The 25305-nt window shown below is 59.4% G+C and carries 19 protein-coding genes; 6 read left to right on the forward strand and 13 right to left on the reverse strand.

Annotation, left to right across the window (positions count from 1 at the left end):
* Positions 1 to 111 precede the first annotated feature (111 nt).
* Both ACQZ6D_RS10100 and ACQZ6D_RS10105 read left to right on the forward strand, forming a co-directional pair.
* Positions 112 to 1458: a dicarboxylate/amino acid:cation symporter gene (locus ACQZ6D_RS10100; protein WP_013761559.1), complete on the forward strand. Its 1347-nt coding sequence runs from the start codon at positions 112 to 114 to the stop codon at positions 1456 to 1458.
* Between the two features lie 192 nt (positions 1459 to 1650).
* Entirely contained in the window at positions 1651 to 2088 is a 438-nt protein-coding gene (locus tag ACQZ6D_RS10105) for an EamA family transporter (RefSeq protein ID WP_019564660.1), read from the forward strand.
* A 56-nt stretch (positions 2089 to 2144) separates the two neighbouring features.
* Here the strand turns inward: ACQZ6D_RS10105 and ACQZ6D_RS10110 are convergent, their stop codons facing one another.
* Positions 2145 to 3497, reverse strand: a complete 1353-nt coding sequence (locus ACQZ6D_RS10110; RefSeq protein WP_003510848.1) for an aspartate aminotransferase family protein — start codon at positions 3495 to 3497, stop codon at positions 2145 to 2147.
* A gap of 38 nt (positions 3498 to 3535) precedes the next feature.
* Positions 3536 to 4270 carry an SDR family NAD(P)-dependent oxidoreductase gene (locus ACQZ6D_RS10115; RefSeq protein ID WP_003510849.1) on the reverse strand — a complete coding sequence of 245 codons (735 nt, stop codon included), beginning with the start codon at positions 4268 to 4270 and terminating at the stop codon, positions 3536 to 3538.
* 233 nt (positions 4271 to 4503) lie between these two features.
* Here ACQZ6D_RS10115 and ACQZ6D_RS10120 point away from each other — a divergent pair, with 233 nt between their 5' ends.
* Positions 4504 to 6150, forward strand: a complete 1647-nt coding sequence (locus ACQZ6D_RS10120; protein WP_111801492.1) for a GNAT family N-acetyltransferase — start codon at positions 4504 to 4506, stop codon at positions 6148 to 6150.
* A gap of 60 nt (positions 6151 to 6210) precedes the next feature.
* Positions 6211 to 7365: an amidohydrolase gene (locus ACQZ6D_RS10125; protein ID WP_111800222.1), complete on the forward strand. Its 1155-nt coding sequence runs from the start codon at positions 6211 to 6213 to the stop codon at positions 7363 to 7365.
* Between the two features lie 30 nt (positions 7366 to 7395).
* Here the strand turns inward: ACQZ6D_RS10125 and ACQZ6D_RS10130 are convergent, their stop codons facing one another.
* The 5 genes from ACQZ6D_RS10130 to bcsN form a co-directional block, all read right to left on the reverse strand.
* Positions 7396 to 9738, reverse strand: a complete 2343-nt coding sequence (locus tag ACQZ6D_RS10130; protein WP_448729901.1) for a tetratricopeptide repeat protein — start codon at positions 9736 to 9738, stop codon at positions 7396 to 7398.
* Complete coding sequence (locus tag ACQZ6D_RS10135) at positions 9735 to 10790, reverse strand: glycosyl hydrolase family 8 (RefSeq protein ID WP_065687757.1); 1056 nt, start codon at positions 10788 to 10790, stop codon at positions 9735 to 9737. The genes ACQZ6D_RS10130 and ACQZ6D_RS10135 overlap by 4 nt, the downstream gene beginning before the upstream one ends.
* On the reverse strand, positions 10787 to 13273 hold the full coding sequence (locus tag ACQZ6D_RS10140) for a cellulose biosynthesis cyclic di-GMP-binding regulatory protein BcsB (protein WP_065687758.1): 2487 nt from the start codon (positions 13271 to 13273) through the stop codon (positions 10787 to 10789). Before ACQZ6D_RS10140 ends, ACQZ6D_RS10135 begins: the two co-directional genes overlap by 4 nt.
* The gene (gene bcsA, locus ACQZ6D_RS10145) at positions 13270 to 15459 is read right to left on the reverse strand and encodes a UDP-forming cellulose synthase catalytic subunit (RefSeq protein WP_035199451.1); all 2190 of its coding nucleotides are present in this window, start codon (positions 15457 to 15459) and stop codon (positions 13270 to 13272) included. The genes ACQZ6D_RS10140 and bcsA overlap by 4 nt, the downstream gene beginning before the upstream one ends.
* Before the next feature lie 82 nt (positions 15460 to 15541).
* Positions 15542 to 16441: a cellulose biosynthesis protein BcsN gene (gene bcsN / locus ACQZ6D_RS10150; RefSeq protein WP_035199452.1), complete on the reverse strand. Its 900-nt coding sequence runs from the start codon at positions 16439 to 16441 to the stop codon at positions 15542 to 15544.
* Positions 16442 to 16874: 433 nt separating this feature from the next.
* Here bcsN and ACQZ6D_RS10155 point away from each other — a divergent pair, with 433 nt between their 5' ends.
* Complete coding sequence (locus ACQZ6D_RS10155; RefSeq protein WP_035199453.1) at positions 16875 to 18059, forward strand: AGE family epimerase/isomerase; 1185 nt, start codon at positions 16875 to 16877, stop codon at positions 18057 to 18059.
* Positions 18060 to 18107: 48 nt separating this feature from the next.
* On the opposite strand, the gene ACQZ6D_RS10160 is transcribed toward ACQZ6D_RS10155, so the two are convergent.
* The 5 genes from ACQZ6D_RS10160 to ACQZ6D_RS10180 are packed head-to-tail and all read right to left on the reverse strand — an operon-like array spanning position 18108 to position 23537.
* On the reverse strand, positions 18108 to 19073 hold the full coding sequence (locus ACQZ6D_RS10160; RefSeq protein ID WP_003510877.1) for a glycoside hydrolase family 26 protein: 966 nt from the start codon (positions 19071 to 19073) through the stop codon (positions 18108 to 18110).
* 12 nt (positions 19074 to 19085) lie between these two features.
* Positions 19086 to 19589 (reverse strand): DUF995 domain-containing protein, encoded by a 504-nt coding sequence (locus tag ACQZ6D_RS10165; protein ID WP_003510879.1) that lies wholly within the window; start codon positions 19587 to 19589, stop codon positions 19086 to 19088.
* 15 nt (positions 19590 to 19604) lie between these two features.
* The gene (locus ACQZ6D_RS10170) at positions 19605 to 21533 is read right to left on the reverse strand and encodes a glycosyltransferase family 2 protein (RefSeq protein WP_025595678.1); all 1929 of its coding nucleotides are present in this window, start codon (positions 21531 to 21533) and stop codon (positions 19605 to 19607) included.
* A complete protein-coding gene (gene galE / locus ACQZ6D_RS10175; RefSeq protein ID WP_013761570.1) occupies positions 21530 to 22513 on the reverse strand; it encodes a UDP-glucose 4-epimerase GalE in 984 nt (327 codons plus the stop codon). The genes ACQZ6D_RS10170 and galE overlap by 4 nt, the downstream gene beginning before the upstream one ends.
* Position 22514: 1 nt before the next feature.
* Entirely contained in the window at positions 22515 to 23537 is a 1023-nt protein-coding gene (locus tag ACQZ6D_RS10180; protein WP_013761571.1) for a UDP-glucuronic acid decarboxylase family protein, read from the reverse strand.
* 396 nt (positions 23538 to 23933) lie between these two features.
* Here ACQZ6D_RS10180 and ACQZ6D_RS10185 point away from each other — a divergent pair, with 396 nt between their 5' ends.
* The gene (locus ACQZ6D_RS10185; protein WP_060642287.1) at positions 23934 to 24284 is read left to right on the forward strand and encodes a hypothetical protein; all 351 of its coding nucleotides are present in this window, start codon (positions 23934 to 23936) and stop codon (positions 24282 to 24284) included.
* Between the two features lie 59 nt (positions 24285 to 24343).
* Here the strand turns inward: ACQZ6D_RS10185 and ACQZ6D_RS10190 are convergent, their stop codons facing one another.
* Positions 24344 to 25114 (reverse strand): helix-turn-helix domain-containing protein, encoded by a 771-nt coding sequence (locus tag ACQZ6D_RS10190; protein ID WP_448729982.1) that lies wholly within the window; start codon positions 25112 to 25114, stop codon positions 24344 to 24346.
* Positions 25115 to 25305 lie beyond the last annotated feature (191 nt).

A 25305-nucleotide genomic window follows, 5' to 3' on the forward strand; every position in this document is an offset into this window, starting at 1 on the left:
GCAAGTCTGGCATGCGTATTGCACATGACTCCTCAATCGGCGCGAAGCCGTCAACGACACGGCGATCCCGGGAGGCCAATTAAGGCAGGGTGAGGCCGAGGAGGAAAAAACATGATCGATACAACAACCGTGGCGGCAGGCCACGCCAAGCAGCCATTCTACAAGCACCTGTATTTCCAGGTTCTGGTCGCCATTATCGCCGGTATCGCGCTTGGCCATTTCTATCCGGCCTTTGGCGAACAGCTGAAGCCGCTCGGCGACGGCTTTATCCGTCTCGTCAAGATGATCATCGCTCCCGTCATCTTCCTCACTGTCGCAACCGGCATCGCCGGCATGAACGACATGAAGAAGGTTGGACGCGTGGCCGGCAAGGCCATGATCTACTTCCTCGTGTTCTCCACCCTTGCGCTCATTGTCGGCCTCATCGTCGCCAACACTGTGCAGCCGGGTGCCGGCATGAATATCGATCCGGCCACGCTGGATGCCAAGGCCGTAGCGACCTACGCCGACAAGGCCCATGAGCAGACCATCACCGGCTTCCTGATGAACATCATCCCGACCACCATCGTCGGCGCATTTGCCAGCGGTGATATCCTGCAGGTGCTGTTCTTCTCCGTGCTGTTCGGCATCGCGCTCGGTATCGTCGGCGAAAAGGGCAAGCCCGTCACCGATTTCATGCATGCCATGATGTATCCGATCTTCAAGCTGGTCGCGATACTGATGAAGGCCGCCCCCATCGGTGCCTTCGGCGCCATGGCATTCACCATCGGCAAATACGGCATCTCGTCCGTCACCAACCTCGCGATGCTGATCGGCACCTTCTACGTCACATCAGCACTGTTCGTGTTCGTGGTCCTCGGCGCTGTCTGCCGCTATAACGGCTTCTCGATCGTCGCGCTTATCCGCTACATCAAGGAAGAACTGCTGCTGGTTCTCGGCACCTCGTCTTCTGAAGCCGCCCTGCCGGGCCTGATGAGCAAGATGGAAAAGGCGGGCTGCAAGCGCTCTGTCGTCGGTCTCGTCATCCCCACCGGTTATTCCTTCAACCTCGACGGCACAAACATCTACATGACGCTGGCTGCCCTGTTCATCGCACAGGCGACCGGCATCCACCTCTCCTTCGGCGAACAGATCCTTCTGCTGCTCGTGGCCATGCTCTCCTCCAAGGGTGCTGCCGGCATCACAGGCGCTGGCTTCATCACGTTGGCCGCAACGCTCTCCGTCGTGCCGTCGGTTCCGGTTGCCGGCATGGCGCTCATCCTCGGCATCGACCGCTTCATGTCGGAATGCCGCGCACTTACCAACTTCGTCGGCAATGCGGTCGCCACCATCGTTGTTGCCCGCTGGGAAGGTGAACTGGATCAGGAACAGCTCGCCCGCGTTCTCAGCGGCAAGGAAGAATTCACCGGCATCGCCGATGTGGATTCGCTTCCGGGTGCGGTTCAGCCCGCCGAATAACACGACCTCCCAAGGTCCAGCCTGTCCCGGTTTGTCCGGGCAGGCTCTCGCATGAAGGCCGGCGCATCAGATCGATGCTCCGGCCTTTCATCGTTTGAAGCCCTCCCAACCGTCGAAAACGGTTTTTATCGCCGTGCGGATGTTATAGGCCAGATCGAGCGAGAACGAATGCGAAAAACGGAGTAGGCCCTTATGAAGAACCTGTTTCTGGCCTGGCAATTCTGGGCGCTGCTATCGGCGGCCTTTGCGGCATTGACCGCGATTTTTGCGAAAATCGGCATCGAAAACGTCAATTCCGATTTCGCCACCTTCATACGCACCATCGTCATTCTCGCTGCCGCTGGCCTGATGGTTTATGTTACCGGCAACTGGCAGCAGCCCTCCACCATTTCGGCGCGGACCTGGACCTTTCTCGTGCTTTCGGGGCTGGCGACCGGCGCATCTTGGATATGTTACTTCCGGGCGCTGAAAATCGGCGATGCCGCCCGCGTCGCCCCTATCGACAAGCTCAGTGTCGTGTTCGTCGCCGTCTTCGCGGTTCTGTTTCTAGGGGAACGGCTGTCGCTGCCAAACTGGCTGGGTGTGGTGCTAATCGCCTGCGGCGCGGTGCTTGTGGCATACCGGGGATAAGGCAAGCTGACAGCGGTGCCCGGCCGGACGAACCGGCCAGGACATTCGCAAAGTCATCAGGCGCGTGCGGCCGCAACCTTGTCCAGTCCCCGCTTAACGCCGGCGAACAGCTCATCAAGCTGCTCGGCCGTGATGATCAGCGGTGGGCAGAAGCAGATCGATTCGCCGATCGGGCGAGTGATCACGCCCTCATCCTCAATGCCGGCGGCAATGGCGAGCGTCGCATCGCCCGGCTTCGTACCTTCCCACGGCTTTATCTCCAGCGCGCCAAGAAGACCGACGCCGCGCGAGGAATGCACCAGCGGATGGTCGGAAAGCGCTTTCAGATGATCGAGGAACTTGCCTTCCAGCCTCGCGACATTACCGACCAGATCGCGCTCCTGAATAATCTTCAGATTTTCGAGACCGACGGCCGTCGCGACCGGGTGGCCGGAGGCGGTATAACCATGGCCGAAGGAGCCGATCCGGTCGGATTCGTCGGCGATCGGCTGGTAGAAACCGTCATTCATGATGATCGCCGACAGCGGCATGTAGGATGAGGATATCTGCTTGGAAACAACAAGCACATCCGGCTTGATGCCGTAGGTCTCGCAGGCGAACATCTTGCCGGTGCGGCCGAACCCGCAGATGACCTCGTCCACGACAAGCAGAATGTCGTATTTCTTCAGGATCGCCTGCACACCTTCCCAATAACCTTCAGGCGGCAGAAGAACCCCGCCGGCACCCATCACCGGCTCGCCCCAGAAGGCGGCAACGGTTTCCGGGCCTTCGCTGAGGATCAGATCTTCGAGTTCCTTCAGAATACGCGCGGTAAAATCCGCCTCGCTTTCACCTTGCTTGCCGAAGTGCACATAGGAGGGGCAGGCCGTATGCAGCATGCGGTCCAGCGGCAGGTCGAAGCTTTCATGGTTGCGCGGCAGACCGGTGATCGAGGCAGAGGCAATCGTCACGCCATGATAACCCTTGATGCGGCCAATGATCTTCTTCTTGTCCTTTTTGCCCAGCGCATTGGAGCGATACCACACCATCTTGGCAACGAGATCGTTCGCCTCCGATCCCGAAGACGTGAAATGAACCTTCGACATCGGCACTGGCGCAAGCTCGATCAGCAACTCGGCAAGATCGACCGACGGGCCGTGCGTCTTGTAGGAGAAGGTGTGGTAATAGGGCAGCTTCTGCATCTGCTTTGTCGCAGCGTCCACCAGTCGCTGTTCACCGAAGCCAAGCGCCACAGACCAAAGCCCTGCCATCGCCTCGATATAACGCTTGCCGCTGCTGTCGGTCACATAGATGCCTTCACCACTTTCGATGACCAGACCACCGGTCTTTTCGAATTTACGCAGATTGACGTTCGGATGCATCTGGTAGGCGATATCGCGTGCCTCGACGGAATTCGGCAGAATGGTCATGGGATAAAGGCTCCGTTTCGGTTGGATGGACTGAAGCGTCAGACGTGCTGGCCGCCATTGATGAGAATTTCTGCGCCGTTGATGTAGCTCGACTGCTCCGAGCAGAGGAAGTAGATGGTCTGCGCCACCTCCGCCGTTGTGCCTAGCCGCCCGAGCGGGACCTGCGCTTCCACGAGTTCAGCGGTTCCGGGTGAAAGGATGGCGGTGTTGATTTCGCCGGGCGCTATGGCATTGGCGCGCACGCCGCGCGGCCCGAATTCATGCGCCAGCTCCCGTGTCAGCGCCGCAAGTCCCGCCTTCGATGCGGCATAGGCGACGCCCGCGAAAGGGTGCACCCGCGAGCCCACAATGGAGGTAACGTTGACGATGCAGCCTTTTGCCGCCTCCAGTTCCGGCAAAAGCGCACGGGCAAGAAGCGCCGTCGAGACGAGATTGACGTTTAGCACCCGCGTCCAGATCTCCGCCGTTGTGTCGGCAACGCCAAGGCGGCTACCGCCTTCGCCCTTCGGCGAGATTCCGGCATTGTTGACGAGTGCGGCCAGCTTTCCTTCCGGCAGGCGCGAGCGCACCTCGTCGGCCAGATCGTCGATGCGGGACAGGTCCTCCAGATCGGCCTGGATATGGCTTTCGCGCGCAGATGGCCAGCGGCATTCCTCCGAAAAGGGTTGTCGCGATACGGTCAGGATTCTCCAGCCTTTTTCCTGAAACAGCTTGACGGTGGCATGCCCTATTCCGCGGCTCGCACCAGTCAAAAGCATAAAAGGAACAGCCATGAAAGAACTCCTTTGCCATGCGAACCGTTGAGCCGGTCGCGCATTCAGCCCGCATGTTAGAGTGCTGCGACCCGCTGACAAGGGCTATTTTGTCGCGGTGCACGAATGGGAGCCGCGTCACGGGCTAATCCCATTTGATATAGGCCTTTCACCCGAAGGGAATATTTGAAGCCGGCCATTTGCTCATAAAATGCAACCTCCCGAATCTGTGATCCGTATTGGGAGGGGGACGAATGCGTATCGACATCATCGACACCGACGCCGGCTTCGAGGCGATCCGGCAAAACTGGGAAACGGTGTTCATGGCCGATCCCCATTCCCGACACTTCCTGTCCTGGGGCTGGCTGCGGGATTATATGCCGCGCCGCAAGCGCTGGTTCATCCTGGCGCTCAGGGAACGTCCCGAAGGCTCGCCCTATGTGGCATTTTTTCCGCTACGCATCGTCACCGAACCGGACAAGAAAACCGGCCGCTTCCACGACAGCATCGTCATGGCTGGCAATGCCGCGGCGGATTACACCGGCTTCATTACCCTGCCGGAATATGAAAATAACGCGGTTGCCGGTTTCTGTTCCTATATTCGGCAGCAGAACTGGACCGAACTCAAGCTCGACTATCTTTCCGGCCCACCGGAGCGGCGCGACGCGATGATCCGCGCGCTTCAGGGACCGCTCGTCATGTTCCGCGACAACATGCCGACCAACCCCTATAACATCAACAATTGCATCTGCCCGGTCGTGGCCCTGCCGGACACGTTCGACTCCTATCTCGATAGCCATATGAGCAGCCAGTCCCGGCAAAAGCTCCGCCGCTTCATGAGGAAGGTGGAAGGCGGTGACGAATACCGCATCACCTTCGCAACGAGAGAAACAATCAAGCGGGACATGGGCATCCTGTTCGATTTCTGGCGCATCCGCTGGGCGCCCCACAAGGGCAAGGAGCGCACCGAACTGTTGATCGGCGCAACACGGCAAATGCTGATGGATGTCTATATACGCGGCGATCTGGAAGTGCCGGTCCTGTGGTTCGGCGACCAGCCGCTCGGCGCGCTTGCCAACATCATCGACCGGCAGAAAAAGTCGGTATTGTTCTACATTACCGGTCGTGACGAGAACTGGAAGACCCCCTCACCCGGCCTCGTGCTGCACGGACACTGCATCCGCAGGGCGATCGAACAGGGTTTCAAGACTTATGATTTCCTGCGAGGCAACGAGCCGTACAAATATTTCTTCGGCCCGGAGGAGCACAAGCTCAGTTGCACGCTGTTCCGCACCCGCTCGGGCGACAATCTCGGTGGCAAGCTCCACCCGCGCAGCATACGCTTCGTCTACGAAGAGGGTCTCAAACTTTACAAGACGGGCAAGAAGGCGGCCGCCAACATCGCCTTTTCCCAGGTGCTGGCAGCCGCGCCCGATCACCTTGGCGCACAATTCGGGCTGGCCAATCTGACCTTCGACCGCGGTGAATTCCGCGAAGCGGAAATCGCTTTCCTCGGTCTCCTCGGCAGCGGTCAGGACCCGGTTCTGCTGTGGATGCGCATAGGCGAAGCGCGGTTGGCGCAACGGCAATATCACGAGGCGTCCGAAGCATTCCGTCAGGTGACCAATCGCGCCCCCTTCCACCGCGAGGCGCTCTACAAGTGCGCCGTGGCGCTGATTGCGGCCGAAAGAACGATGGAAGGCGCCGAAATCCTCGACAGATTGCAGCATTACCATTCTGACGACGCTACGCATCTGGAATATGCCGAAAAGGCGCGCGCAGCCCTTGCCCGGCTGGAACTGGGAAAGGCCAGGATTCCGCTGCCTGCCGATGTCATCACGCTGAGCGCCAGGCCAAAATCGACGGGCAAGCGCTGGCGTCCGCCAAAGGTTTTGCATTGAACGTAATGACCTGTAAGTTGCGGCAGAAAAAATCGGCCGGACGACTTGCAAGGGTTTTTTATGTTTCTGACCAACAAGGATATGCTTGACCTCATCGAGCTGCGCCATGAGCTGCACCGCCATCCGGAAATTTCCGGCGAGGAGAAGGAAACAGCGCGGCGTATTCGCGATTTCCTCGAGCAGGCAAAACCGGATCGGATGTTCACCGATCTGGGTGGTCATGGCGTGGCAGCGGTCTATGACAGCGGCAAAAGCGGTCCGGTAGTCCTCATCCGCTCGGAACTCGACGCTCTGCCCATTCAGGAAAAAACCGACGCCGAATACCGCTCCGGCACCGATGGTAAGGGCCATCTTTGCGGCCATGACGGTCATTCCACCATTCTAACGGCGCTTGCACTCGGACTTTCCAGAAAGCGCCCGGAAACCGGCAGCGTCGTACTGCTCTACCAACCGGCAGAAGAGACAGGTGCGGGCGCGGCCGCCGTCATCGCCGATCCGCGCTTTGGCGAGATGAAGCCGGATTATTCCTTTTCTCTTCACAATCTTCCAGGCCTGCCATTCGGCCATGTCAGCGTGGTGGAAGGGCCGGTCAACTGCGCATCACGCGGCATCAAAATCCGCTTCTCCGGCAAGACCGCGCACGCCTCCTCACCGGAGCATGGCGTCTCGCCGATGCGGGCGATATCTGAGTTGATGCCGGCTTTGACCGATCTCGGTTCCGGCTTTCCACCGCAACCCGATTTTTCGATGGTGACAATCACCCATGCCGTGATGGGTGAAGCGGCCTTCGGCATCTCTCCGGCAGATGCGGAAATCTGGGCGACGCTCCGGACGCTGACAGACGACCGAATGGAAAAACTCTGCGCGGATGCGGAAGCGCTGGCAAAAAAGGTGGCCGAAGAACAGAAACTGACACTCGATATCGCCTATGATGATATTTTCCTGCATTGCGAAAATGCGCCGGAAGCCGTCGACCATATCCTGCGGGCGCTAACTGCGGAGAAAATTTCCCACGGGTCGGAAGGTTTGCCGATGCGGGCCTCCGAGGATTTCGGAAGGTTCCGCGCCGTCTCGTCATCGGCCATGTTCTTTTTGGGCGCAGGCAAGGACTATCCCAACCTGCACAATCCCGACTACGACTTTCCGGATGGGCTGATCGATATCGGCGCACGCATCTTCATGCGCATCATCCGCAACCTCACCGACGCGGGGTAAGCAACGGCAGCCCATTGCCGCCCAACGCCATCAGCCGCCCTGGGGCCCTCTGCTCGGCCGGGCGGCACGGACCGCTGCCAGTCCCCTGATGCCCTCCTTATCGCCAATGGACGTCAGACTCTCGAAAATCTGCGCAGCATCGGCGTAGCGGTTCATGGCAAGATAGGAATAACCGCGTAATACCATGAGATCGGTACGCTCATCGGCAAGCCGCGCCCGCTGATCAAGCAGGAGAAGCGTTTCCGCATAACGTTTCGACTGGAAGGCGGAAACCGCCCTGTCGGCCAGGATTGAAACCTGCAACTCAGTCGCGCGCGGGCGGTCCATGCGCGATTTCGTCGCCGAGACAGCGGCATGGTCCGTCAGCCCCATGCGCAGATAGGCAAGGCTCTGGCCATAGGCCGCATCGCTTTTAACAGTCGACTGGCCGCGAGCAATGGCGGATTCGAAAGCCTTCAGGGCTTCCGCCGGCCGGTTGGTCTCCATCAGGCACCAGCCGAGATCAAGCGCCTGCTGTGCGGGCAGGCGCTGGGGATCGGGATAGACCGCGCAGGAGCGTGGACGTGACGAGGCACTTACGGTCCTCTGCGTCTGCGCTGGCAGACGCGCCTGCTTGCGCGAAGGTTCCGGAGCCGGCTGCTGGACAGACGGCTGGCTATAAGCCACCACTGTCTCAGGCTGCGGCGCATAGGGCGCGGGTGCCGTTGTCTGGGAAGCTGTGGCGACAGGCGGTGCGGTGACGGGCGCTATCTGCTGCGCGGACTGGTCCACCATACGTGCCGTTCCCACATCAGCGATGCGTTGCGAGCGGCTTGCCCATTGCTGCTGTATGCTGCGCAGACCGGCGAGATTGCGCAGATCGTGATAGCTGACTGCCATGCCATAGGCCGACGGTTCGTCATCGGCTTTCCAGCCAAGCGCAGTGCTGAACCATTGCAAGGCGAGCGGCGTCTGCCGGAAAGCAAGCGAATACCAGCCGAACTGCTGCGCGGTCGCCGCATCCTTGCGAGTTATTGTTTCAGCGGCGATGCGCTGCAACACATCCGGCGGCAGGACCACAGGCGGCTCAAGCGCCAGGAGATTGGCTGTCGCGGCAAGATAGGTCGCAAGCCCGTCGTCCGAAGCGGTGCGCCACTTATACATGACCTCTTCAGCTTCACGTGGCTCGTTGCGGTCGATCAGCGCCAGCGCCAACCCTTGCGATGCAGACGCGCTGTCTTCCTCTTCCCGCGCCTTGCGAAACCACTTTTCCGCCTCCGCCATGTTCTTCTGGCGGATATTGTACCAGCCGAGCAACAAGGCATCGCTTGCAAGCTTGTCGGTCTCGGCAAGCCTTTCAAGCCGCATCAGATAGGCGGAAGGAACGGAAATTCCCTCCTTCTCCCCTGCCTTCGCCACGAATTGGCGGGCGAGATCGTTCTTGACCGGTTCGAATTCCAGCTGACCGTCTGCGTTGGGCTTTTCCTTGGCAAGCAAATCGCCGATCATCTCCGCCGGCAAAAGCGCGGACGCCTTCTGCACCGTGGCGAGCCTGTCGCTTGGCGTCGTGCAATTGTTGAGAATGTAGAGATAGGCGTCGCGCGCCCGTCCCATGCGGTCGGTATTGGCAAACGCATCGGCAACCCGCCACAGGACATCCACCTCGCTACAGGTCAGCAGGCCGGGATTGCTGGCAGCCGCGTCCACCACTGTCGCATATTGCTTGAGATCGGAAGCGTTGACGAGCCGCTGGCGGGCCTCGGCGAGGGAAAGCATGCCGGTCAGATTGTCGGGAGGCTGCCAGCCGGGTTCCGCCTGCTGGCGGTCGGCGATCGCCTTTCTGACCTCGGCGTAACGGCCGTCGCTATAAAGCTGCCACATGGCATCGAGCCGGGGATCGCCGTTAACGGGAATGGCGAGCGGATCGGCAGGCGGTGTCCAGTTCGGATAGAGCGTGCGCAGCCTCGCGATTTCGGCCTGAAGGCGCTGGGTATCGCCCTTGGCCGCGAAATAGCGCAGCGCGCTGAGATCGACCTCGAGCATGTCTGATGACGCCGGCTGGGTCTGGCGGGGTGCGGGCGCCTGCGCCATTTGGGGCTGCGATATCTGTCCACCCGTCTGTGTCTGCGTAACCGGCGGTTGCGGATCAGTCGCCGGCACCGTTACCGCTGGCGTCACGGGTTGGGTTAGCTGCGCCATCTCGCGATTTTTAAGGAACGCGTTGATCTGGGCCGGATTGGCTGCCGCTGGAGAAACGCGCTGCGCCGCACGGTTGTCGCCAACCGCCGAAGTATGAATGTCCGATACACGTCCGAGAATGGTGTCGCGCCAGTGGAAGGCGGCGAGAGCAATCAGAAGCAGGATGAGAGCCGAGGTAGACAGCGGTTTGTTCATCGGCACTCCCCGTTATTCCTTGCCAGAAACGACAATGCCAGAAGATGCAATGTAGAAGGATAATAAAGCGTTGGCTGAAAGCCTTTCAGTTCGGCAGGCACAGCCGGGCCGCCGCCGGCGCAGGCTGCGAGCGCCGGAATGATGCGATAACCGGGATCCGACAGAACGTCCTTGACCGCGCCGCTCTTGAGATCGAAAGTTCCCGCAGCACCGCTTTCCAGCGTCATGCCGTTTTTCAGGCGGTCAAGCAGCTCCGGCGAGCCCATTTTCGCCCTTGCAAGATAAAGCGGAATCCGCACCGCATTGTAACCGAACTCGGGTGGAAACGCCGATGCCGGTTGCGGTTTCGTCTTCATCGACACCCAGTCGGCGGGCAGTTTCCTGTCGCTGAAAGCGAATGTGGCGATCTGCGCCACGCCGTCGTCGGCAAGCGCCTTCCAGAGTGGCGATGGTGCGACGAGATTGAGGACCGGAAATGCTTCGAAAATCAGATAGGAAGGATTGACCACCGGGCCGTCGCCCCGGTCAACCTCGCCAAAGCCGCTGGCGGCGGGCAAAAGCAGCGTTCGCCCGCCGCGCTGAACGACAGTCTTCTTGAGGACGGCTGATGCGATGGCCGCCGATGCCTCTGCATAGTCCTGCCGGTTCCACTGCGCGGCAGCCAGCGCCAGCGCGTAGGCAATCAGAATATCGCCATCCGTGGCATTGTTGATGTCAGTCACATGCGGTCTGGTTCGCGGATCCCATTTCCACGCGGAGAGACCGTCGTCGCGCACCAGGAGTTCCGTGCGGGTAAAACTCCATATCAGCTCGAAGTCGGCAATGTTCTCTGAAAGAACGGCAAGCCACATGCCGTAACCCTGGCCTTCGCTATGGCTAATATTGCCGTTGCCGGTATCGATGATGCGCCCGCCGGGATCGAGAAACGCACTTTTATAAGCCGACCAGGCCTCAGGCGAGACAGATGCGGCGCGGGCAATCGAGATGCTTGAGATCAACGCCATCAGCGACACGCAGAAAATGCCGGCAAGTCTAAAAATCCCACGCCTCATCGGTGTCGCCCCATCATACGCAGCATCGCGAAGGTGGCAAAGCCCAGGAGCGACACGAACCCGATGAATGCCAGCGAATAGGAAAGAACATTGGAAGACAGCCAATTAGCAGCGATCAGCCTCCAGTTCGAGAGGGAAAACGCCCGCGTGACATAGAAATACGGCTGCCCCACCTCGACCGTTTCGATCTTTTCTGCACCGGCATCGTAAGCTGCGACCCGCCCCGTGACGTCGCGCCAATGGTTCTCACGCACCATCGAAGACATGCCGTCACGAAGCTCCGCCGACGTCGGGGCGGTAGCCAGCGTCCAGACCCCTTCGCCGGAAGGGCTTAGACCCTGCACCAGCATGAAGGAGACATTGCCGGGCGGCGCATAGGGCTGCTCGGCCGCCGGCAGGAAACGCAGCGTATCGGAACTCAGATCGAAATTCCGCTTCATCCACTCCTCAAAGGAGGAAACCTGGCCTTGCCAGATGCCGCCGTCCACCCGCTCTCGCCAGTCATTAAAGAGGGTTTCGCTGTTCTGCGCAGGCGGCTGAACGCCCGTTCCCATTTTCCAGGATATCTGGCTGGAAGGGACAAGATTGAACTGGCTGATCAGCGATTGCGGGAATTGCGAAATCGTCCCGACGAACAGGGCGTCACGGTCCCCGATCACCAGCGGCGATGCGACGGTCTCGACATTGATCGGATATCCAGCGGCGCTTGCCAGCCGGCTGACCAATGTCGCCGCCGCCGACATGGTGTCGGTATCGAAACGATCAAGCGACAGCGCGACGGGATTTGCGGCAAACCTGTAGGGCTGCCCGGCACCGGACATCGCGGCGAGATCCGGTTTGCGACCGATCTGCGCGTAATCAGGAATATGGATTTCCGATGTGTCGAACAGGGCAAAACGCGGGGTCGTGCTGGCTGGCGCTCCCGGCGCGCAGACCTGATCCTGCGCCGTCATCAACACGGCCTCGATGGTGATCTTGTTCGGGCCAGGCTTGAAGTGGCGCATCGTCACATTGATGGGCAGATGCCGGAAAATGCCGCCACCATTGTTGGAGATCGGCACGGTCGAGGCGATCTCGTCATTGACGTAGATGTCTATATGGCTACCGGGCAGCACCTGCGAGGAATAGGCGGCATCGAGCAGCATGGCCGCCTCGCCATAGGCCGACGCATAAAAGTCGGCGGGCATGCCGACGTAGAATTCGTTGCGGAAACGCCGTCCACCAAATTCGCTGCTCTCAAGCCCAAGCTCGGAAAGCGCGATGCGACGGTCCGACATGACGAGCGGCACATCCGGCGCATGCCAGCTGCGGGTGGAAAAGGTCGTTCTCTGGGCACCGGGCGTGCGCGAGATCGAGGAAAACAGCGTCTCAATCGCCGCCTGTACCGCCTGCGGGGTGGGACCGCTGACGAAGAGTGGCGAGAGGCCACCCGGTGCGGTGGTATCGAAGCCGGCAAAAGCACCCGCCGACGCCTCGGGCGGCACCGCGCCGGTGAAGCCGGTAATCTCGCGCGCGGTGCCGACAAGAACTACCAGCGTTCCCGCCTTGCGTTCGGCGGAGGGTGCTGCCACGAAACGGATCGTCTGGTTCGGCATCTGGGTTCGGAGTGCCAGAGCCTGAGAAAGGCGCAGCAGCGAATCTGCAAATGCCGGATTGCCGAGTGCAGGTGCAACGATCTCGATCGACGTTGCCGCCTTGGCGTCCGGACCGGTTGCCTGGATATCGTCGATATTGGTGAAGTTGCCCGCGACATCGGCGTTAAAGCCGATATAGGTATTTGCCGGATTAACATCGGTCCACAGATCATAAGTGGACTGGATCGTGCAATCGGTTCTGTGGCGCTGCTGCACGCCAAGCGTCACGACATTCGCGCCCACCTGCAGGACACCGGGTGGAATTTTCAAGGAAACATTGCCCTCACCGTCGGGCGCCTCAATGCGCGCCGTCTCCAGCGGAACATTGTTGAGGCTGACCTGGAAATTCGAGTCTTCCGGCGCGACCACGATGGCGTTCTGATAACCAATATTCAGCGAAACGGCGGCATTCACCTGCTCGGGCGTCAGATAAATGCTCCACTGCCGCCGATCCATTTCGCCGGAAAGGCTGAGCTTTTCGTACGGCAAGATATACCGGCGACGGCTATCCGCCGCGGGTGACGATGCCTGAACGGGTGCGGGTCTCGCCTGACCCTGCGGCGGCATGGATACGGGTGGCGTCAGCGGCCGCAGCGGCGGTTGCGGCGCAGGTGCGGGCTGCATTACCACAGGAGGCTGGCCCACTGCAGGCTGGGTCGATTGCTGGGCTGGCTGCGGCTGGCGCGGTACAGCGGGGGGAAGTGTCGGCGGCGGCACAGGTGCCGGGGCTGTCTGTGCAGGCTTCTCCGGCGACATGTCGAAAGGTGAGGACTGCGCCATCGCACCGGTTGCGACGACACCCAACATCAGTGCTGTCAGTGAACTCCTGATCGTTTTACCGCCGGTCATTTTACAACTCCGGCAGGTTTGACGGTTTTGGAGGCGGGCCGGAGCGCCTTGGCCAGATAGAACAGGCCGCGCTGCGTCTGGAACAGAGATATCGCCAGAAAGATCGCCGTGCCTCTGATGAGGCCGGGGTTCTTGCGGCGCACGCGCTGGAACTCGCTCCATTGCTCGGAATTGGCGAAGATCAGGTCGGCGATCAGGCGATGATCGATGGCGCGCTGCGGCGAGAATGTGCAGCCTATGGAAATGAAACCGTCGCTCCGGACCGTGCGGACCACATTGATGGTCATGGTTTCCGGCACGCCCTCGCTATGCGGCTTCACCCTAATGATCGCTGTCGTGTTCTTTTCGATAGCGGTGGTGCTGTCGAAAAGATTGATCAGCAGGCCATGCACCGACACGTTGTCGATGGAGGCCGGCACCCATGCGTCACTACCCTCAAGCTTGACCTCGCAGCGCCGCTTGACAGTGATGCGCCGCGACGCCGATTTTTCGCCGCGCTCGGAGACGACGCCAAGCGCACATCCCGCGAAAATGAGGTTGAGCAGGTTCCACCCGCCGACGACGAGTGTGACGTCCGCCTTGTATGGCTCCGCATAGATGCGCCAAATGGCAAAGGCCATCGCAACCAGCAAAAGTGCGAAAATGACGAAGAACGGGCGGCTGATTTCCGAAAGCCGCGCCTCGGCGATGGATTCGTCCTTCGCCGTCACCTTAAAGGTCGGCTTGCCCGGATTGAAGATCACCGACACGACGGCTGGCAGAAGGTGGACCGTCTGCACATATTCGTAGAGTTCAGAAATCCACGGCCAGCGGAAGCTGCCATAGAGATAGTTCTGCATCATCAGGTTCACGAGCATATACGCGGCCGTATAAGCCAAAAACTCGCCGCCGGAAGCCACGAAAATCTGAAGATCGAAGAACAGGTAGAACAACGGCGCAAACAGGAAGATCGTGCGCGGGAACGGGAAAAGCCAGAACAGCGTCGACGACATGTAGCAAAGACGCTGCGTGAAGGAGAGACCACGGCGGAACAGAGGCTGGCGAAAGATCAGAATCTGCATCATGCCCTGCGCCCAGCGGCTGCGCTGGCCGATGAAGCTTGCGAAGGTGGCCGGTTGCAGCCCGGCGATCAGGGGCTTGTCGACATAGACGCTGTTCCAGCCGCGCGAATGCAGCGCGAGCGCCGTTTCGCAGTCCTCGGTGATGCTGACGCCGCTGAACCCTTCCGTATCCAGCAGTGCCTCGCGCCGCAGCACGGCGGCGGAACCACAGAAAAACGCGCCATTCCACTTGTCGAGACCGCGCTGGATGATGCCGTAAAACATCTCGTTTTCGCTCGGCATCGTCTCGAAGGTGCGCAGATTGCGCTCGATCGGATCGGGATTGACGAAGAAGTGCGGCGTCTGCACCAGGAAGAGCCGGGGGTCTTCCTCGAAATAGCCCACCGTTTCCAGAAGGAAATCGCGCGCCGGCGCATGGTCGGCGTCAAACACCGTCACCAGTTCGCCGGTCGAGTGGGCGAGGCCGTTATTGAGATTTCCGGCCTTGGCGTGGACGTTGCGCTCGCGCGTCAGATAACGCACGTCGAGGTCCTCGCAAAGCTTCTTCAACTCCTCATGGCGGCGCTGTGCCGCCTGCGCCTCGACGATATTGCTGGCATTGCGCTTCTGCACCGAGCCGCCGTCGTCCAACAGCCAGACGGTGAACTTGTCGGCCGGGTAATCCATGTTCTTGGCCGCCGCCAGCGTATTGGCGAGAAGCTCCGCGTCCTCGTTGTAACTCGGCACGAAAACATCGACCGTCGGCCGGTAATCGGGCGAGCCAGGCCGGGTCTTGCGGGAAGGCAGCGGCATCGACACGATGACGAGGCTGAGACCCAGCATCACGACGCTATACATTTCCGCGAGATAAAGCAGAAAGCCGGGAATGAAGTTTTCGAGCTGGTTGACGGGCGGCAGCGTGCTCGTGGTGCGCCAATAGACATAACGAAGCACGATGGCCGTGCCGAAACCAAGCGCCACGAGCCGCCAGGCTCCCTGCCCGTTGAAACTCTTTATTGTTGCGAGAAGGACAAGCGAGATCGCCGTGGCGACCAGGTGCGTCTGCAGGCTGACCGGCATCGTGACGATGGCCAGAACGCAAAGCGACACAAGAAACCAGACAATGATTGTGATGGCCTTGTTCATCCCGAAACTTTCCGCTCTCTTCCCCGCCCGGAATTTTTACCGGGATCTTTTGCAATGCCCTCTTCTGCTGTTGCTCCAGCCATCACCTGCATCCCGGAGGCGCTGCCGAACCGGACAGACATGTGGGCGACGGAATGGCTACCTGCGGAACCTGCGTCGGCTGCTGGCTCTCCACCTGCACGCTGGCCGCGCGCCTGCCGACTACAGCAGGCCTTGCGGGCTGGGCGGGCGCGCCAACGGATGCGGGTGACGGAATACTGACTGCCGCAACCGGCGGTAGGGGCTGCGCCGTTGGCTGAACAGGCGTGACGGGTACGGCAGCACGGCGCACGGGTTGCAATGGTATGCTCGCAGTCACTTCACTGCCGGGCCGCATCGGCACCTCATTGGTCTTCATGGGATAGACCGGATGGCCCGGCCGCCCAAGGTTCTGATCCACCGCCTGCGGCGTGCCATAGGGGTTCCAGCTTTGCGAGGCATAGGTGCCGGTGATCGTGTAATTATACATGACCGTCAGAAGCTGCTCGACGCTTGCCGCCGACTGGCAGAGGCGCAGTCGCACCTTGATACGCCCCAGGTTGCGGAAATCCTGCCGCATGCTTTCGGGTGAGCGGATGTCCTGCCAGCCATAAAGGCAGGTATCGCTGCCTCGGCCCTTGCCGGCCGCATAAGAAAAGGCGCCGTAACCGTTTTGCAGATAATTCGCCGACATGACGATGTTCTCACCCGGAAACTCCGAGCGGATTTCCCGCGCGACGGAGGATGCCTTAAAGCCGGAGAAAGTCAAAGCATCGCGATCAGTGTCGCCGGCTTGCTGCGGACCGAAGAACTCGGCCTTAATGTAGTTCTGTCCGGGCGTAGCGGCTTCGGCGCGCAATACGACCTGCTGTGCCACGGCATTGGAGTAGGTGCGATTGACTACGGTGACGATTTCCGGACCGCCGGGCGGTGGGAAAACCAGTGCTTCGGACGCAGACAACATCTTTGCGCCCCCGAACGACCTGACGCCCGAGGGAGTATTGCAGCCCGAAAGAACTGCAATAGAGAATAGCAATGAAGTAAAGGCAGAAAATTTCACTGCCCCGTGCCCCTTTATTTCCCCAAGCCCTAACAGGTTAAAAGGAGACCGAATCACTAATGACCAGACCATTGTTACGAAATACTGGAGGCAGGCGAATAAGCAATATCAAATTTATATTGTAATTTCTGATGCTTTGTGGCCTCCGAATCGTTTCGGATCCCTTCTTTGCCGGACGAGACGACGGAACCAAATCGCGCTGGTGCGGGTTCGCTCGGCGTGAGGTCGATATTTTTACGGTTGCAGCGCAATATGTCCCATGGTCTACTTGCGTCTATAATGACGTATTTTTATTGATCACTTTTTTCATTCAACTGTAAAAACAGAGAGTTGACGCATGACTGTGCAATTTCCGAGTATCTCGCAGGCGCTTGCCGAAGAGATCGGAACCTTACGGAAATGGCTTGAAGAGGACGCGCTACCGCTGTGGTGGGAGGTGGGCTCCGCCCGTCCGGACGGCGGTTTTTACGAGCGCCTGGGCCAGGATGCGAAACCGGTTTTTTCTGATGACCGCCGCGCCCGCGTGCAGCCTCGTCAGGCCTATTGTTTCGCTGCCGCCGGCCAGAACGGCTGGCAGGGTCCGTGGAAGGATGCGTTGCTGCATGGGCTGAGCTGGTTCGAAAAGGTCTATCGCCTCGATAACGGCCTTTACGGCAACCTCGCCGACCAGACCGGCAAGCTGATCGATCCGTCCTTCGATCTCTACAATCAGGCTTTCGCGCTTTTCGCCGCAGCACAGACGGCCGCAGCCCTTCCCGACCGCAAGGACGAGATGCGTGCCCGGGCGCTCGAGATCCTCGCCGTCCTCAATCGCGACTACAAACACCCCGTCGCCGGCTTTGAGGAAGCGAACCCGCCGCGCACGCCGCTGTGCTCCAATCCGCATATGCATCTTTTCGAGGCGATGCTTGCCTGGGAAGTGCAGGACCCCGAAGGTCCATGGACCGCGCTGGCCGACGAGATCGCCGGCCTTGCACTCACCCGCTTCATCGATGGCACCAATGGCGGGCTACGCGAATTCTTCGGCCATGACTGGATGCCGTTTGAAGGTGAGAAGGGCCGCATCATGGAGCCCGGTCACCAGTTCGAATGGGCCTGGCTTCTGGTGCGCTGGGGCAGCCTGCGCAACAATGGCGAGGCAATCGCCAAGGCCAAGCGCATGTTCGAGATCGGCGAAGCGCATGGCATCTGCCCACGCCGCAAGGTCGCGATCATGAGCTTGTACGATGATTTTTCGGTACATGACGGTCTGGCACGGCTCTGGCCGCAGACGGAATGGCTGAAGGCAGCCTTGCGCCTTGCCAGCGTGACCATTGGTGAAGAAAGACAGCGTTATCTTGCCTCGGGCCTGAGGGCCATCGGCGCGCTGCAGCCTTTCCTCGACACACCGGTCAAAGGGCTTTGGTTCGACAAATGGCCGGCCGACAAGCCGATGCTGGACGAACCGGCACCGGCCAGCACTTTCTACCACATCGTCTGCGCCATCTATGAGGCTGAGGCAGTACTCGCCTCCAGCCATTAGAGTCCGCGCGGGCGAGCGGGCCGGGCGTCCGCTCTACCCGCTCCAGCCTCAGTTAAGCCGCGCCGGGCGCACAACGCGCCAGTCGGGCTTGCCGAGATTGTGCGGCCATGGATGCACGTCCTTGTCGTTGAAATAGACGACCTCTTCCAGCTTGGGAAAATCCGCCTGTTTCAGCGTCACGTCGTTCATCCATGGACGGACGTAGGAATCGCCGCCTTCATAACCCAGTTCAGCAACCCAGACCGGTTTATTGAAGGTTTCGACAAGCCCATAGCCCTTGCGCAGGAGATCGGTGAACTTCTGCGGCCCGCCATATTCGATCTTGTCATAGTCCTCGAGACCGAAGACCGAGAGACCGACCAGGTCCGCGTAATTGTCACCAGGATAGTAAGCGCGCAGACCGTCAAGACCTTTCGGCGACCACATCACCTTGACGCCGGGGACCGCCTTGCGGGTCATGTCCACCATGCGTTTGTAGGCCGTGATATAGTCCTGCGGGTTCCAACCCGACCACGAGAAGCGGCCGGATGTGTCTTCCATTTCCTGTCCCCAACGCAGGATCAGCGGGCTCTTCATTGCGGACATGCGTGCGGCGATCGCCTGCATGTTCTTGTCGTAATCGCCTCCCATCACCTTGCGGCGCAACTCGTCGGAGGTGAGCCGCCAGTTGACGTCCCATGACCAGGGTTCGACCGTGATCAGCACGTTACGCTTGCGCTCCAGAGCGTAAGCGTCTGCGAGCGCGAGGCTGTCGAGATCCACGTCCTCCCAGGGCAGGAACAGATGTTCCGTCGCCACCCCGGTCTGGCCGGTGAAATCGCCGTGCGGATCGTAGGCGCCGAAGCGTATACCATCCGCGTGCAATGTCGGACGTTTGTCGGCAAGCGTCTTCATGCCCGTGGAGCCCATGGGCGCGACCCCTTGGGCATCCAGTTTGAATATGGGGTACATGCTGGCTGAAGCAGCAACAGCAGCCCCGCTTGCAAAGAGCAGTCTTCTTCTTGTTATTTGCATGACACTTTCCTCCTACCTCGTCGCAGTCATCGCCTTGCCATAGGCGGCGATTTGCGGGGTGACGTCGTCCTTGCGGACAAGTTTCAGGAATTCATCTCCGGGCCGTGGCGGATTATGCCGGAAGACGTACCAGGGCCCGCCCTGCTTGCGCTGGTAAAGCACCTGACCGATGCGACCGTGGTCGAAACACGTGTCGGCCTTGCCGTTTCCGGCATCGGTTTTCCAGGTAGCGCGCATGCACAGCGTACCTTTGGCATCGACGGTCCAGCGGCCTTCACCGACGGCCTTCTTGCCTTTCTCTTCAGTCAGGGCGATGAACTTGCGGCCATCGGCGATGAAGCGTCCGCCACCAGTCTCCCATTTCCAGGTCTTGTCGTAATACATATCTACGACTTCGCTGGTCCGGAGCGGTTTCGGCGTCTTCGTGCCGCCAGCGGCGTGGACGGCACTTGGCGCGATCACCGCAAGGCAGAGTACGAAAGCGGAGAACCCGCATTTGCTTATTGTTGTTCTCATCACAGCCTCCTCCTTCTATTGTCCGACTCTATTGTCGGCCAGCATGATTTCTCCGGTTGTCATGACCGGTGGCGGCACCATGGGCTCCGCCTGCATGTTTCGAATTCCGGGCATTCCCGGCAGTACGATGCGCAGTTTCAGACGCACCGATCTCGCTCCCTCCACGCCAGCACCGGCCACGGTGAACCGCGTTTCGGTGAAGCTGACATAGGGTTGCCCGTGCGACAGGGCCTCCAGCCCACCAATCGCATGGGAGCTGAGTTCCGCGGCACTACCTGCCACAAGCAGTAACGAACAGGCGGCAACCGTCGCCCCACCGCGCAATGCCGGCAGCCGTGGCAAGCCGTTTTCCATGGTGTGTCGGACGAGAAGAAAAACCGAAAGGCCCGCGTAGATCGCCACATTGATCGCGGCGAAGACGAAGAAACCTTCCGCAGCGTTTTCACGCGGCGCCAGCACCATTGCGAGAAGGCTTAGTGCCGCCAGAACCATGTAAGGCGCGATTACACGCAGCGGCAGCGGCGGTTTTGCCTGCGTGCCCTTGGGTGTAATGCGAAAGTCGACGAAATCACCACGGATCGTATCGCGTATCGCCGCAAGCACACCCATCAACGACCAGGGCCAGCGCAGGAACAGAAACACGATGGCTTCCCACCCGAAGAGTTTCGCATCATGCGGGCGAAAGGCCCCCGTGGCCCGCCAGAAAAAGGCGAACACGATCATGATGAGCGAAATCGGCAGGAAATGCGCCAGAAACACTGGATAGGAGGCATTGACGAGTACCTGGCCGCTCAACAGTGCAAAAGCGGGAAGCACGAACATCAGTGCCATGAAGCCGGAAAACAGGGGATACCAGAGCTGTGAAAACAGGAACTGGAATTTCAACCGCAAGGGAAGCTTCGGCACGTAATGCCGCGAATATTGCAAGAGGATGGTCATCAGACTGCGTGACCACTGGAATTCCTGCACCACGAGATCGGTAAAAGTCACCGGCCCGTCGCCATGCGCGATTGCGTTGACGGCATGGACGCCGCGCCAGCCGCCCGCATTCATCAAAAGCGTGGTGGAATGGTCCTCGGCAAGCTCGGGTCCCAGACCGCCCACCTCACGCAGGGCTTTGGTGCGCACGGCGTAATGCGAGCCGATACAAAGCGGCGCCCAGCTGTTGTTGTAACCCAGCTGCAGGGCGCCGTGCAGGCTTGCCTCGGCATAAAGCCTGCCACGCGCAGCCCAGCTCTCCTTTGCATTGGCATCGCAGATGCTTGGTGCGGAGACATATCCAACCGCCGGATCGGCGAAAGGACGGATGATTTCACTCAGATAGTCCGGTTCCGGAACGTGATCGGCGTCGAATTGCGCGACGAAATCATAACGCTCATACCCGTAATGATCGTAGAAATAAGCGAGATTGCCTTCCTTGCAACGGGTGCGGCGAGGCCATGTCTTGCGGTGATAATCGACGACACCCCTCCGGGTCGAAACGAAAACACCGTGCGCGCCGCACCATTTCAACGTTTGCGCATCCGGGTCCTCATCCGCAAGCCACACGTCAAATTCCAGGCCCTTCTGCTCCAGCATGGCCTGCAGCGTCTTTTGTACTACGGTAAATGGCTCCGACGGCGCCTTGGTTACAACCATCGCCACCCTGCCCTGCGGCAGAGGAGAGCGCCGGTCGACGACCCTTGCGTTCAGGAAGATGAAGATGAAATAGGACGGCAGAAGCGTGATCCACGCGAGTGTTACCGTAACGATCGTAAAATACGGCCAGTCGATGACCCGATCCCGGTCCAGCCACCAGATCCAGAAATAGGCAAGCGTCACCAGCCAACCGCCAATGCCGAGACGATAGGCCATGCGGTTCCAGCCGGTGAAGACGGGCAGCATTGGCAATTGGCCCGCGACGGGACGCGATGATGGTACGGAAGGGGTAGAGCGAGCTTTCATGACAGCACCTCCAACCCGAAGCCGGGACCAGCCGTGCGGATGATGGTGTCTATATCGGAGCGCTTCGGCGCAAAGCCGAGGGTCGCCCTCGCTCTTTCTATATCAGCGAACAGGGCGGGCGGATCACCGGCGCGCCTTGCGCCGAAATGTACCGGCACTTCCTGTCCCGTGACGCGATGGATCGCGCGGATGATATCCCCGACCGATGTGCCGTGGCCGGAGCCGAGATTGACACGCAGGGTCTCGCCGCCATCGGAAAGATAGTTGACGGCGGCCACATGGGCGTCAGCCAGATCGCTGACATGGATGTAGTCGCGGATACAGGTGCCGTCGCTGGTGTCGTAGTCCTGGCCGAAGACGTCAAGTTGCGGCAGCCGCGAGGCGGCGGCCATCAGTGCCCGGGGGATCAGATGGGTTTCCGGCTCGTGGCGTTCGTAAAGTTCGCCATCCGGGTCGGCACCCGCCGCATTGAAGTAGCGCAGAGCGACGAAACGCATGCCATAGGCGGCAGCGTAATCATCGAGCGCCATTTCGAAAATCAGCTTCGTACGACCGTAGGGATTGACCGGGATCTGCGCCGTTTCCTCGCGGATCGGTAATTGCGGCGGCACGCCATAGGTGGCGCAGCTGGAGGAAAATACCAGCCCGCCGATATTCTGGTCGAGACAAGCATCCAGAAGCGCCAGACTGCCGCCGACATTGTTGCGGTAATATTTGCGCGGATCCTCAACGGATTCGCCGACATAGGCATTTGCGGCGCAATGGATGACGAAGGCTGGCGAGAACTCCTTGAGCGTGGCCTTCAAGAGACTACGATCCAGAATGTCGCCTTCAATGAAGGGACCCCAGCGAACTGAATCCGCGTGACCCGTCGAGAGATTATCGTAAGCAATGGGCTTGAAGCCGGAATGCGCCAGCGCCTTGCAGATGTGGCTGCCTATGAATCCGGCCCCGCCCGTGACGAGGATTGTACGGGACATCTCATACGGCCTCCGCAACCTTCTTGCCGGCCAGCAGCGCATCGAAATAGACGATGGTTTTCTCCAGACCGGTTTCGAGCGGTACGCGCGGTTGCCATCTGAGCATTTCCTTGGCACGCGAAATATCGGGACGACGCTGCTGCGGATCATCGATCGCAGCGGGCAGATGCACGATGCGCGAGCGGGAATTCGTCATGCGGATGACGATATCGGCCAGCTGCCGCACCGGAATTTCAGTCGGGTTGCCGAGATTGATCGGTCCGGTGCAATCCTTCGGCTTAGCTGAAAAACGCAGGAACCCGTCGATCAGATCATCGACGTAGCAGAAGGAGCGCGTCTGGCTGCCGTCGCCATAAATGGTGATGTCCGAACCCTTCAGCGCCTGGACGATGAAGTTGGAGACCACCCGCCCGTCATCGGGGCGCATGCGCGGCCCATAGGTGTTGAAGATGCGCCCAACCTTGATATCGACGCCATAAAAGCGGTGATAATCGAAAAAAAGCGTTTCGGCGCTGCGCTTGCCCTCATCGTAGCAGGCTCGCGGCCCGATTGTATTTACGTTGCCGAAATAGCTTTCCGGCTGCGGATTGACGAGCGGGTCGCCATAGACTTCCGATGTCGAGGATTGCACCACGGTTGCACCGCATCTGCGAGCGACTTCGAGAACGTTGACCGCGCCAAGCACATTGGTAAGCAGGGTGCCGACTGGATCACGCTGGTAGTCCGGCGGCGAGGCCGGCGACGCGAAGTTGAAGATCAGCGAGACGTCGATGTCATAGGGCTTGCGGACATCATGCTCGACCATCAAAAACCGCTTGTTGGCTTGCAAATGCTCAACATTCACGGTCCGTCCAGTCGAAAGATCGTCGAGACAGATCACCTCATGACCGCAAGCCAACAGACGTTCGCAAAGATGGGAGCCAAGGAAACCAGCCCCGCCGTTGACCAGAACGCGCTGGCCTGGCCGCCACTCGGAATAGATTGTAGCGCCGTTGTCATGGTCGTTGGGAACGAAATTACGCATTACACACTCCTCCCAATGAGGAACCAGCCCGGCTGATTCGACTTGAACTAGATCAAACTCCAGATTGCAGGATATTTCGAATGTCACCTCCGGTTTTTATTTCTTCTGGAGGTTTTAATATTTGGATTCGGTATATTTCAACTTTTATGATAGGCGCGTCATAAAACAGGTCAACTTTATTTTATCGAAATATTACAATTGATTACCCCGAATTACTCGTATTAATCACTCGATTTAATACTTTTTAACTACGCCTCCATTATGCCTTTCTTATTGAGCATTAGCGCAAGCTTCGCTCAACCAGTCGGGACTATTCTGGTTTTGTAAGGCTCGGTCCACCGGGGCAAAACCACCCGGCGAGATGCGACAGCTAGTCGATTTCAGGGGACATACATCATGAATGAAATGCCTTATTCCCATAACAGCAAAGCGGCCCGCCGCTGTCGTTTTGCACTTGTTGCCGCCGCACTTGCGACGTTCACTTTCGCTACGGCCTCGTGCTCCGTCGTTGAAGATGCCGTTCTGATCAAGACCGCATCTGCTAATACGGCGACGATCAAGAGCCGGGTTGCTCCAGCCAAGGCGTCCTACGGCTATGACAAGACAGGCAACGCAGCCGTCACGCTTGTTGCCGATACTTACGAGACACCGACGATATCGCCGCGGCATTCCTATTCCGGTTCTTCTCCCTATATCTGCTCACCGAGCGGATTTGGTCAGAAGTCCCGCTGCTTCCTGAGGCCCTAATCCTCAGGCATAACCTCTGCTTGAAACTGGCGTCCTTGCGGCATCGGGCCGCCAGATGTTCAGTTTCTCCAGCCGGAGATAGCCGCGTCGTCGTCCTTGTGAAAAAAGCGCGACGCTGCCTCCGTTCGGTTGCGCACATTCATCTTCTTGTAGATGTTGCGAACGTGCACCTTCACGGTATTCTCGGACAGGTGAAGCCGGTCGGCGATGATCTTGTTTTGCGTTCCCTTGCAAAGCAGGTCGAGGATCTGCACCTCGCGCGTCGTCAGCGCCGCCATTTCACTCTTGCTGACGGCAAGAGCGTCGGCGCGGTTGGCGATCACGGCGTTGCTTTTAACGCTTTTGCCGTTCACGGCCTGGGAATAGGGGGTGAGCTTGCCGAGAAGGGCAGCGGGAAAATGCTCCCCGCCCTTCATGAGGAGATCAACCGCCGCCATGAAAACGTCGAGCCGCAGATTAAGCGGCAGCACGCCATCGATGATACGCATCCCCACCAGTTGCTTCAGCGGCTCCTCAAACTTGTCGATGGTTTCGACGACAAGTGCAATTGGGGCATCCGGATGCTTTTCGCGGACTGCCGAAAGAACGCTATGAAGCCGCTCGCCCGACATACGGTACGGCAGGACCAGCCGGACATCGGCGCCATAGTCATCGTCGATCGTTGCCGACGACATAACGCTCATCACAGCGAATGTAGGGAACTTTTTGCCCAGCGCCTCCACGAGGCACTCGGAAAACAGGTCCGGATCCGCGATGATCAATAAAGTCCCATTTATAGGCGCAACGGCTCCACTTTGTTTTGCCGCATAATCTGAAGTTCCCATGAACATCGACGTCTCCCCTAAAGCGCTACGCATTACGTTCTTTTTGGTTGTGTGCTCTGTCATTCGCCGGGATACCCCTAGAAACAAATGGGGCAACTCCCGCTTCACGCCATGTCAACTATCATTAATTACCCGTTAATTAAGGAGGCTAATACGAAAAGCTGTGCAAAGAAATGGCCCAAATGGGTTATTTCTTG

It is taken from the genome of Agrobacterium sp. 22-3639C2 (assembly GCF_053522105.1).